9 protein-coding genes and 1 pseudogene are annotated in these 11172 nt (G+C 71.5%); 3 read left to right on the top strand and 7 right to left on the bottom strand.

Translation table 11 applies throughout. From position 1 onward, the window contains the following. The 5 genes from VFW24_01510 to VFW24_01490 all read right to left on the bottom strand — a co-directional run. Window positions 1-932 (bottom strand): MFS transporter (locus VFW24_01510; protein ID HEX5265425.1); only part of this gene is annotated, 932 nt, incomplete at its 3' end. After that, complete coding sequence (locus VFW24_01505; GenBank protein ID HEX5265424.1) at window positions 929-3166, bottom strand: ABC transporter permease; 2238 nt, start codon at window positions 3164-3166, stop codon at window positions 929-931. The genes VFW24_01510 and VFW24_01505, both read right to left, overlap by 4 nt. Beyond that, entirely contained in the window at window positions 3163-5007 is a 1845-nt protein-coding gene (locus VFW24_01500; GenBank protein ID HEX5265423.1) for a hypothetical protein, read from the bottom strand. Before VFW24_01500 ends, VFW24_01505 begins: the two co-directional genes overlap by 4 nt. 121 nt (window positions 5008-5128) lie before the next feature. Continuing rightward, a complete protein-coding gene (locus tag VFW24_01495; protein ID HEX5265422.1) occupies window positions 5129-5656 on the bottom strand; it encodes a manganese efflux pump in 528 nt (175 codons plus the stop codon). 2 nt (window positions 5657-5658) lie between these two features. Further along, window positions 5659-6474 (bottom strand): enoyl-CoA hydratase/isomerase family protein, encoded by an 816-nt coding sequence (locus VFW24_01490; GenBank protein HEX5265421.1) that lies wholly within the window; start codon window positions 6472-6474, stop codon window positions 5659-5661. Between VFW24_01490 and VFW24_01485 the strand changes: the two are divergent. Beyond that, window positions 6458-7210: pseudogene (locus tag VFW24_01485) on the top strand (prolipoprotein diacylglyceryl transferase family protein). The gene VFW24_01490 and the pseudogene VFW24_01485 sit on opposite strands and share 17 nt — an antisense overlap. 36 nt (window positions 7211-7246) lie before the next feature. Here the strand turns inward: VFW24_01485 and VFW24_01480 are convergent. After that, window positions 7247-8029: a DNA-formamidopyrimidine glycosylase family protein gene (locus tag VFW24_01480; GenBank protein HEX5265420.1), complete on the bottom strand. Its 783-nt coding sequence runs from the start codon at window positions 8027-8029 to the stop codon at window positions 7247-7249. 93 nt (window positions 8030-8122) lie between these two features. On the opposite strand from VFW24_01480, the gene VFW24_01475 reads away from it, so the two are divergent. Together VFW24_01475 and VFW24_01470 are read left to right on the top strand one after the other, a co-directional pair. Beyond that, window positions 8123-9256, top strand: coding sequence for a Coenzyme F420 hydrogenase/dehydrogenase, beta subunit C-terminal domain (locus VFW24_01475; protein HEX5265419.1), 1134 nt, complete (start codon window positions 8123-8125; stop codon window positions 9254-9256). A gap of 45 nt (window positions 9257-9301) precedes the next feature. After that, window positions 9302-10465 carry an acetyl-CoA C-acyltransferase gene (locus tag VFW24_01470; GenBank protein HEX5265418.1) on the top strand — a complete coding sequence of 388 codons (1164 nt, stop codon included), beginning with the start codon at window positions 9302-9304 and terminating at the stop codon, window positions 10463-10465. Here the strand turns inward: VFW24_01470 and VFW24_01465 are convergent. After that, window positions 10449-11132, bottom strand: a complete 684-nt coding sequence (locus VFW24_01465; protein HEX5265417.1) for a uracil-DNA glycosylase — start codon at window positions 11130-11132, stop codon at window positions 10449-10451. The two genes, VFW24_01470 and VFW24_01465, sit on opposite strands and share 17 nt — an antisense overlap. Between the last annotated feature and the right edge of the window lie 40 nt (window positions 11133-11172).

Below are 11172 nucleotides of genomic sequence, written 5' to 3'. Positions count from 1 at the left end.
AAGGCGGCGTTGGCCACGGGCATCAGGCGCACGCGACCCGAGCCGGTCAGGCGCTGGGCCACGATCCCGCCGCACGCCACGCCGATCAGTCCGGTGATCCCGTAGAGCACGGCCAGCTCTCCCCGCCGCGTGTCCCCGTAGTGGTACACGTCCTTGAAGAAGGTGGACAGCAGGGTCAGGAAGGGGAGGGTGCCGGCGCCGAACAGGAACGCCGATGCCCATGTGCGCCGGGCGGTGCGGATGGCGCGCACCCGCCGGTAGCCCTCCATCACCGAGAGCTTCCCCGGCCCCGACAGGGACAGCCCGAGCGACAGGCCCCGGGCGGGCTCGTGGAGAACGCGGAGCAGCACGACGAAGACGAAGGTGGGGACGGCCAGCACCACGAACGACACCCGCCAGTTGAAGATGGCGGCGATCACGCCGGCCAGCGGCCCCGCCGCCAGACCGAAGCCCTGTCCGAGGAAGCGGTAGCCGCCGAAGATCGTGCCCAGCCCGTCCGGGGCGTAGTAGTCGGCCAGGAGGCTCGGGGCCACCGTCTCGGTGGCCAGGAACCCGATCCCGCCGATCGAGCGGGCCAGCACGAGCACGACGAGGAGCGGGGCGAGGCCGGTGAAAATGGCGGTCACACCCCACAGCAGCCCGCACACGGCGGTGAGCGTCAGCCGGTTCGTCCTGTCCCCGAGATAGCCGAGGTAGACGGAGAAGATGATCGGCACCGCCGCGGTGAGGCTGGCGATGGTGTCGGTGGTGCCGGTGCTGATGTGGAAGGTGCTGCGGATGTCCGGAGCCAGGACGGCAAAGGCCTGCTGGTCGAAGCTGATGACGGCGGAGAAGCCGACGAGGATGGCCAGCGGGACCAGCCCGGTCTGCCCGGCGGCGCCGCGCAGCGCGGCCCAGCGGCTCCCGCCCGTCGTGACGGGGGCGGCGCTCACCGCCGCTCCCCTACCGGCTCGAGCGGGAGCGGCGTCGGTTCGGACGGCGAGGGCTCCACCGCGGCCAGGCCGTGGGCCAGCGTCGCCTCGACGTCATCGGGGGCGTCCTGGCCGGACGGGGAGTACGTGTCCGTCCGGACGTCGGCCAGCAGGCTCGGCACGAGGACGCCGTGGCGCTCGGCGAAGCGGCGCAGGAACCAGTCGCGGACCCTGAACACCAGCTCCCCGAGCCCGCCCGGGAAGAACATGAGCACGATCAGCACCCCGATCCCGGTGGCCAGGAACGACCAACCTCCGCTCGGGAGCAGGTAGGCGGCTCCGTATACGTACACGGCGCCGAGGACCGCCCCCGGGAGTGAGCCGAGACCGCCGATCACGACCATCAGGAAGAAGTTGAGCCCGTCGTTGGTGTCGAAGGAGCCGGTGGAGAATCCCTGGTCGAGTACGGCGAACAGACCCCCCGCCAGCCCCGCCAGCGCCCCGGAGGCGGCGAAGGCGAACAGGTTGAGCCGGGTGGTGTTGATCCCGAAGGACTGCGTGGCCTGGCGGTTGTCGTTGGTCGCCAGGCTGGCCCTCCCGGCGTGACTGTTGCGCATCCCCCGCACGGCAGCCAGGACGACGGCAAGGGCGATGAGGCACACGAAGTAGAACTGCTGGTCGGTGTCGACGGCGAGGCGCCCGAAGATCGGGGCCCGGGTGATCTGCTTGGTGGTCGCGAACCACGGGAAGTACTTGGGGACGAAGAAGTAGTCGGCGCAGGTGGCGGCGAGCGCGAGGGTGACGACGGCCAGGTAGATCTGGCTGCCGATGCGCAGGGCCGGCAGGCCGAGGATGAAGGCGAACACCCCCGCCACCGCCGCCCCCGCCGCCAGGGCGGGGAAGAAGCTCCATCCGGCGTTGGCCATCAGGCTCACGACGGTGCCCGCCCCCAGGCCCATGAAGGCCACGTGGCCCAGGGAGATGAACCCGCCCCAGCCGGTCAGGATCAGGAGCGACGCCGCCACGATGGCGTACAGCAGGATGAGGGAGGACAGCATGGTGTGGGCCGGCGTCTCCCACAGGGGCAGGGTCACGGCAAACGCCAGGACGGCCAGACGGACGCCGGTGCCGGCCCGGCGCACCTGCCGGAACCGCATCAGCTCCGGGGGGATGGGCCGCACCTGCTTGATCATCTGCCACGTCGTGATCCCGGTGTCGGCCGCCCGGGACAGCTTCTGGCGCTTGGCGAACAGAGCCAGGAGGATCACGACGAGCAGCAGGGCGTCGACGAGGCTCGAGTTCTGGAAGGTCCAGGCGCCGAGCGAGTCGAGCACCCCCAGGGCGATCGAAGCCAGCACCACCACCGGGAGGTTGGTCATGTTGGCGATGACCATGGCCGTGAGCGAGAACAACAACAGCTCGGTGCCGCTGCTCGAGACGCTGTCGAACGCCGAGAAGCCCTGGATCGGGACCCGCAGCAGGATGGCCAGGGCCGAGAGGATCCCGGTGATGGTCCAGATGATCGTCGACAGGCGCTTGACCGGGATGCCGAGCAGGCGGGCCCGGTCCCCGTTGTCGGCGGCGGCGCGGATGGCCACCCCGTAGCTGCTGTAGCGGAAGAACAGGGTCAGGGCCACCATCACGATCGGCACGAGGACCATCGCCACCACGTAGTTGCCGTTGAACAGCACCGGGGAGATCGTGAAGTGGACGTTGAAGGGCGTGGTGAAGTTGCCCGAGTTGTTGCCCTTGTTCCACTCGACCGGGATCAGTACCGAGAGGCCATAGAGAACCTGGGAGATCCCGATCGTAGCCACCGACACGATCAGCCGGGGGGCGTTGGTGAAGCGGCGCAGGATGAACACCTCGACCACCGCTCCGATGGCGGCGGCCGCCACGACGCCCGTGGCCACGCACACGAAGTAGTTGAGGTTGAGCTTGATGTGCAGCTCGATCGCCAGCACCCCCGCCACCGCGCCCATGTCGGCCGCGGCGAAGTTGAGGATGCGGCTGGAGCGCCACACCAGGACCATGGCCAGCGCGACCAGTCCGTTGATGGCCCCGAGGACCACGCCCTGCACCACCACGCCGGGTGGGGCCCCGTGGGGAAGGACGGCGGCCAGGACAAGCCACAGGGCGGCGGCGGCCCCGAACCACAGGGCGGCGCGTGCCGCGGGGCGTGACGAGACGGTGTCGGAGGCGCGGCGGGCCGCTTCCGACACCGGGGACAGCCGGTCCCGGACGGCGGGGCTCACTGGAAGAACGGCGGCTGGCCCGACGGGTACTGGCCCAACACGAACCGCTTGCCGCCGTAGAGCTCCTCGAACGTGCCGGTCTTGTGGTCGGCGGGAGAGCTGGCGCCGCCGTTCCACCAGATCTCGCGGGCGTCGATGATGGCCGTGTGCGTGCTCCCGAAGTGCCAAGTGCCGAACGACCCCGTCCCCTGGGGAATGTCCGGGGTTGCGCTGGCGATGGCCGCCGGGCTCAACCCGGGACCCGCCGCCTGCAGCTGGTTGAACATCGAGAGCAGGCTGTAGTAGTCGGTGGCGCTGCTGATGTTGATCGGGACGCCGGCCTTCGCCAGGCCCTGGCCGGCGTCACTGCTCGGGCTCAGGATCTGCACGGTGGACGCCGCCTGCGACACGCCGTAGAGGTGGTTGGAGACGGCATGGGCGTCCCACAGCTGGCCCCAGCTGTCGAAGTCGGTCTGGGCCACCCCGATGTCCAGCCACTCCGGGTAGTAGTTCTGGTTGACGGCGTCCTGGGTCAGGAAGATCGGCGAGATGGGGTCACAGGCCAGCGTGACGGTCGTGTCGTGGTTGGCCGCGAACTGGACGATCGCCTGCTGGGCCTGCTGGGGGAACTGGGAGACGTCGAGGTTGTAGTTGTACTGGTCCTCCCGCCCCTTGGGGATCTTGTAGGTGCTCTCGTCGATGTTGAGCGTCTCCTGGACGCACGACTGGTACTCGGCGTTCCCCGGCACGTAGGTGGCGAACTTCCGGGTGGTGTTCGCCATGCTGGTGACGCCGTCGTTGCCCGCCCACTTGGCCGGGAACGGGGCGATCTCCTTGCCGACGAACTCGGCCGTCTGCTGGGCGATCAGCTCGCAGTTCATCGTGATCCCCCACACGTAGGGGTTGTGCTGCTTGTACCACCACTCGGGGAAGTAGCCCGCCCCTTCGGGCACGTACATGTGGTAGCGGGCGGCGCAGTCCGAGAAGACGCCGGTCTCGAAGCCGTAGGTCGTGTAGTCGAGGACCCCGAAGGCGTGGACGCTGCTGGCCGCCGTGTCGGCGTCGGCGCACGCCGGGGCCTGGCCGGTGTCGAGCTCCTCGTTGGTGTAGTTCCCCTGGCCGTTGAACTGCTTGAGCACGACGTGGCGGCCGTAGAGCTCGAACTGGCCGTTGAGGTAGCTCACGATCTTCTGGGTGTAGCCCCAGATCTGGTCGTTGCTGGCCCCGCCCGCCGCTTCGTTCTCGGCCTGCGCCTCGAGCGAGTTGGCCCCCTGGGCGTCGGACGGGACGCGCACGGCTATCACGATCGAGTTGCCGGTGACGCCGTTGTAGGTGGCCCCGCCGTTGTTGCCGGTGAACCTGGCCACGCACATGTCCGAGTACTTGGACCACGCCAGCTGGTGCACACCCGCCGTGCAGGTCGCACCGGAGACGGTCTTGCCCGTGCCGACCTGGACCTGGCCGACGGGGCCACCGGAGGACGTGCCTCCGCCGCTGCCGCCGCCGGTCGCGCCCGCCGCCTGTCCGGCCGGTGACGCGCCTGCCGCCACCGGACCGCCGGAGGCCGACAGGCCGGTGGTGGACCCGGCGCCGGTCGTGTTCCCGGTGGCGCCGGCGCCGACCGCGCCGTTGGCCGCCTGGCCCGACGGCGTCCCCGCCCCGCTGGCCAGGGTGCCGCTGCCCGAGGGGCCCCCGCCCCCCGACAGGGTCGGGAACAGGGACAGGGCCAGGGCCCCGAGGGCCCCGCAGACGTAGAGGAGGATGTACTTGCGGACGTGGTAGGCGACCCGCAGGGTGTTACGGGCGAACGGGTCCTTTACCGCCTCGATTGCCTCGCGCTGCTCCCGGCTCGATGTCCCCACGGCTCCCCCCCCAGTGGACGCGTTCCGCCGCCTGTCTGATTTCCCCGGCTTAGGTGACTTTCGACACTTTGTCACCGGCATCCTGCCGCGTGCCGGTCGGCTCTGGTCGGGCCCGGCCCGCTCAGTCGAGGAGCCCGGCCATGATCACCGACCCCACCGCCACCAGGACCCCGCCCCCGATCTCCTCGCTCCAGCGCTCGACCCGGGACCCGAGCCGGGCGCCGATCTCCAGCCCCACCAGGGACAACGCCACGCTAACTCCCGCGATCACGCCGGCCGCGACCGGCAGCGACACGGCCAGGGTCCCGAGGGCGAAGCCCACGACCAGGTTGTCGATCGACAGCGCCGCCGCCATCACCACCAGTTGCCCGGTCCCGGGCTTGGCGCCGGCCGAGCTCCGGTGCAGGGCGGTCCACACCCCGGTGGCCACCAGCAGGCCGCCACCGATCCACCGGCTGGTGGAGCCGAGGGTTCCGGCCAGCCCATGGCCGAGGAGCAGCCCGACCACCGGCATGCCCGCCTCGAACGCACCGAACAGCAGGACCACCCGGATGCGGAGGGCCCGGTCGACCCCCGAGAGGCTGAGCCCGACCGACGCCGCGAAGTTCGACAACCCGACCGACAGAGCCACGAGGAGGAGACGGGCCACCCCTACTCCGGCCCGCGGAAGCGGGCCTTCCCGGGACCGTTCTCCAGGAACGAGGCCACCCCCACGGCGGCGTCCCCGGTCCCGAACGCCTCGGCGAACAGCTCCTGTTCCAGGTCCAGGCCCCGCGACAGGGACAGGCCGGCGCCCTCGTCCACCGCCCGCTTGGCCAGGGCGGTCGCCTCGGGCGGTCCGGCGGCCAGGGCGGCGGCCAGGGCGCAGGCGGCGTCCAGGGCCTCCTCGGCCGGCACCAGCCGGTCGACCAGCCCGATCCGCATGGCATCGTCGGCGGGCACGTGCCGGCCGGTGAGCACCAGGTCCTTGGCCCGGGCCGGCCCCACCAGCCTGGTCAGGCGCTGGGTTCCGCCGCCCCCCGGGATGATCCCGAGGAGGATCTCGGGCTGGCCGAAGCGGGCGTCGTCCCCCGCCACCCGGAGGTCGCAGGCGAGGGCCAGCTCGCAACCCCCGCCCAGGGCGTAGCCGTTGACCGCCGCCACCGTCGCCATCGGGAGGGCGGCCAGGGAGTCGAGGGCGCGCCGGAACCCGGCGCCCACCGCCGCCGCCCGCTCCGGCGCGGGCCGCCCCGACCCCTCGTCGACGAACTCCGAGACGTCGGCGCCGGCGGCGAAGATCCGGGGCCCGCCCCAGACGACCACCGCCCCGGGCCGGTCCGCGGCCAGCTCCGCCACCGCCCCGGCCAGCTGAGCCAGCAGCGCTCCGGACAGGGCGTTCATCTTCGGACGGTCCAGCCGCAGGAGCGCCACGCCGCCGGGGCGGCGCTCCACGGTCACGAACCGGTCGGGGGTGAGGCCATCCGCCAAGCCCGTCACATTACGATCCCGCCCCTTGAAGCCGATACCGGTGGACTTCCACCTCGGGCCGTTCCACATCCACACCTACGGGATCGGGCTGGCCCTGACCTTCTGGTTCGCGCTGTGGTACATGCGGCGCCGGTTCCGGGCCGTCGGCTACCCCTGGGAGTGGCTCAACCGGGCCTTCCTCTGGGTGATCGCCGCGGCCATCGTCGGGGCCCGGGCGGTGCACCTCCTCGCCAACCTCTCCTTCTACGAGCACAACCTCAGCCAGATCCTGGCCGTCTGGCACGGCGGGCTGTCGTCCTTCGGCGGCCTCCTGTTCGGCGTTCCCACCGGGATCTGGTTCCAGCGCAGGTACGCGGCCGGCATCAGCACGAGGGCCGCCCTCGACGTGGCGGCACCGGTGCTCATGGCGTCGTGGGCCCTGGGCCGCCTGCTCGGGCCCCAGCTGATGATCGACGGCGGCGGCCACCCCACCGACGCCTGGTACGGGATGAGCTACGCCGGCCAGGTCGGCGACCGCATCCCGGTGCCCCTCTTCCAGTCGGTCGAGTGCTTCGTGATCTTCCTGATCCTGCGCTGGATCGAGGAGCGCACCCGGCGCCAGCCGCCGGGGATCATGCTGGCCGCCTTCGCCGGGCTGTGGGGGATCGTCCGCTTCACCGACGAGTTCTTCTGGCTGGCCGTGCCCCGCCTCTGGGACGCGGTCGAGGTCACCGCCATCATCCTGGCGGCGGCCGGGTGGGCCACCCTGGCCTGGATGCTCCTGCGCCGCCGCTCAGGCCTGGTGGGCGGGGCACCACCAGGTGGTCCGGCCCCCGACGACGCCGCGGACGAGGTCGCTCCCGTCGGCGGGGCAGACGCCCCCGGGGCGCCGCTCGGCCATGAGGTCGCCGGTATGGGAGCCGCCCCGCCGGACCAGTAGCGCCACGGTCCTCCGGATCACCCCGGCCAGCCGGCGCACCTCCCCGTCGGTGAGCGACCCCGCCGGGCGCACCGGGGACAGGCCGGCCCGCCACAGGATCTCGTCGGCCAGCAGGTTCCCGATCCCCGCCACCCGGGACTGGTCCATCAGCCGGGCCTTGAGGTCGGCGCCCGACCCGGCCAAGGCGGGGCGCAGCCCGGCGGTCGTGATGGTGGCGGCGTCGGGCCCGAGGCGGTCCTCGGGCGGGTCGAGCTCGACTCCGCCGAGCCGGCGGGGGTCACTCACCACCAGCCGCCCACCGTCGGCGAAGCCCAGGACCAGCCGCTCCCACGCCGGATTGGCGGCGTTGCTCGAGTAGATCAGCCGGTCGACGCCGGCCACCCCGTCGAGATGGAGCCGCCCGGTCATCCCGAAGCGGAGCCCGACCGTCGGGCCGCCCGAGGTGTCGAGGAGGAGGAGCTTGCCGATGCGCCGCACGCCCTGCACCTCCCGGCCGCGCACCGCCGAGCGCAGGGAGCGGGCGGTGAGCCCCCGTTTCAGGTACCAGGCGTCCGGGGCGTGCACCCGGTCGACCGTGCGCCCCGCCGCCTTCTCGGCCAGGGCCCGGTACGCCTCGACCTCGACCAGCTCCGGCACGGGATGAACCTACGGCCCGCGGCGGGGCTGGGGTCCCCGCCTGCGGGAGGAGCCGGGGCGTAGGGGACCCGGCGGGTTAATAGTGTGGCCTCCATGCCGCCGGAGAAGCCGCACTGGTCCCACCTGTACACCGAGGTCGTCACGTCGGGGCTGTGCACGGGGTGCGCGGCCTGCATCATCGCCTGCCCCTATGACGTGCTCGGCTACGACGACGACGCCGGCCGGTACAAGCCGTTCCACGTCGAGGCCGACGGGGGCTTCGACGACTGCACCCACGGAGTAAAGGGATGCACGCTCTGCACCCGGGCCTGCCCCCGCTTCCGCGGGTGGGAGACCGAGATCGACACCTTCCTCTTCGGGCGGGAGCGCACGGTCGAGGAGGTCTCGGGCGTGGCCAAGGACGTGGTGCTGGCCCGGGCCACCGACCCCCAGGTCCACGAGCTGGGCCAGGACGGCGGGCTGGTCTCGGCCATCCTCGTCTGGGCCCTCGAGAACGACGTGATCGACGCCGCCCTCGTCTCCTACCTGGAGGGGGACGGCACGAGCTGGAAGGCCAAGCCCGGGGTGGCCCGCACACGCGACGAGATCCTGGCCGCGGCCGGGAGCCGCTACACCTACTCGGCCAACACCCTCGCCTACTCCGACGCCATCGCCGCCGGCGCCGAGCGCATCGCCATGGTCGGGATGAGCTGCATGACCTCGGCGCCCCCCGTGATGGCGGCGCGGAAGGCGGGGAAGGTGGCCCGGCGCTTTGCCCTCAACATCGGGCTGCTCTGCTCGAAGACCTTCGACGACTCGATCTTCGAGGAGCTGTTCCTGGCCAAGTACGGGCTGGCCAAACAGGACATGGTCAAGATGAACATCAAGGGCGTGTTCCAGATCTGGATGCGCAACGGGGATTACCACGAGATCCCCCTCAAGGAGTGCCACGCGTGGACGCGGGAGGGGTGCAAGTCGTGCCCGGACTTCGCCGCCGAGCACGCCGACATCTCGACCGGGGGGATCGGGGCGTTCAACGACTGGACGCTGACCGTGGTGCGCACCGACCGGGGGCGCGAGGTCATGGACGGCCTGGTGCGGGACGGCGTGATCGAGACCCGGCCGGCCGACGACGACCCCGGGGCGGTGGCCCTGATGCGCAAGCTGTCCCGGGTCAGCCGGGCCCGCTGGCCCGAGACGGCCGTCCCGGCGCCCCGGCTGATGCCGCCCAAGGCTGCGTCCGTCTGAGCGGCGGTAGAGTCGGGTCGACCGGACTCTAAGGGGAGGCAGAGGATGCCCGAGGCAGTGATCGTCGCGACCGCCAGGAGCCCCATCGGGCGGGCCTTCAAGGGCTCCCTCATCGACGCCCGTATCGACGACATGGGTGGCACGATCGTCAAGGCGCTCATGGCCAAGGCACCGGCGGTCAAGCCGGCCGACGTCGACGACGTGATCATGGGCGCCGCCAACCACGCCGGGGAGCAGGGCTACAACATGGCCCGGAACATCGGCCTGCTGGCCGGCCTGCCCGACACGGTCCCCGGGACCAGCGTCAACCGCTTCTGCGCCTCCTCGCTGCAGAGCATCCGCATGGCCTTCCACGCCATCAAGACCGGGGAAGGCGACACCTACGTCGCCGGCGGAGTGGAGAGCGTGAGCCGCACCGGTGGCAAGGGCGGCTCGCGAGACGACCTCAACCCCCGCTTCATGGACGAGAGCCGCGACGACTTCGTCAACCACGTGTACATCCCGATGGGCATGACGGCGGAGAACGTGGCCGAGAAGTACGACGTGCCCCGCGCCCGGATGGACGAGTTCGCCAAGCTCTCCCAGGACCGCGCCGTGGAGGCCCAGAAGAACGGCTTCTTCGAGCGGGAGATCACCCCGATCACCCTGCCGGACGGGACTGTCGTCAGCCAGGACGACTGCCCCCGGGCCAACACCCAGCTCGACAAGCTGGCCGAGCTCAAGCCGGCGTTCAAGGAGGGCGGGCGGGTCACCGCCGGCAACGCCTGTCCCCTCAACGACGGCGCCGCCGCCGTGCTCGTCATGGACGAGGACAAGGCCCGCAGCCTCGGGCTCAAGCCCCTGGCCCGCATCAAGGCCAGCGCCATCTCGGGCCTGGCCCCCGAGATAATGGGCGTGGGGCCGATCGAGGCCGTCGGCAAGGTGCTGGCCCGGGCCGGGATGAGCATCAAGGACATCGACGTGGTGGAGCTGAACGAGGCCTTTGCCGCCCAGGTGCTCCCGGTTTGCGACGCCCTCGGGATCTCCATCGAGGACCAGCTGAACCCCAACGGCGGGGCCATCGCCCTCGGGCACCCGTTCGGCATGACCGGGGCCCGGATCATGACCACGCTGATCAACGACCTGCAGACCCTCGACAAGACCATCGGCCTCGAGACGATGTGCGTCGGTGGCGGTCAGGGCATGGCCATGATCATCGAGAGGTTGTAGAGCCCAGCTCCCGGGCGCGGCGGAAGACCGCGTCCAGCATGTCCTCGGTCAGCTTGCCGGTGAAGGTGTTCTGCTGGCTCGGGTGGAAGCATCCGAGCAGGAACCGGCCGTCGGGCAGCTCGGCCTCCGACCCGTGGGAGAAGCGGGGCCGGGGCCGCAGCGCCAACAGCCGGCAGACGGCGTCGTGGGCAAAGTGGCCGAGGGTCACGATCACCCGCACGTCCCTCAGCAGCGCCATCTCCCGGACCAGGTAGGGGGCGCAGCGGTCGCGCTCCTCGGTGGTGGGGCGGTTGGCGGGAGGCGCGCAGCGCACGGCGGCGGCGATGAAGGCGCCGGTCAGCTCGAGGCCGTCGTCGGGCGTCACGCTCGTCGGCTGGTTGGCGTAGCCCGCCCGCCACAGGGCCGAGAACAGCCAGTCCCCCGAGCGGTCCCCGGTGAAGATGCGACCGGTGCGGTTGCCCCCGTGGGCGGCGGGGGCCAGGCCCACCACCAGCAGGTGGGCGCGGGGGTCCCCGAAGCTCGGCAGCGGCCGGCCCCAGTACTCCTCCCCGGCAAAGGAGGCCCGCTTCTCCGTGGCCACCTGCTCCCGCCATACCACCAGCCGGGGGCAGGCGCGACAGGCCACGACCTCGGCCGTCACCTTCCGGAGTGAGTCCCTCCCGGCCACCCGGGGAGGTTAGGTTGCGCTGGACATGGCTCCTCCCCGG

The organism is Acidimicrobiales bacterium (assembly GCA_036273495.1).
Lineage (GTDB): Bacteria > Actinomycetota > Acidimicrobiia > Acidimicrobiales > JAJPHE01 > DASSEU01.
Note: the sequence above shows the minus strand (reverse complement) of the source record. Positions and strands in the feature narration are given on the sequence as shown.

Excerpts from the sequence above, each read along its gene's own strand:
- VFW24_01475 (HEX5265419.1), top strand. The coding sequence starts at position 8,123 with ATGCCGCCGGAGAAGCCGCACTGGTCCCACCTGTACACCGAGGTCGTC.
- VFW24_01470 (HEX5265418.1), top strand. The coding sequence starts at position 9,302 with ATGCCCGAGGCAGTGATCGTCGCGACCGCCAGGAGCCCCATCGGGCGG.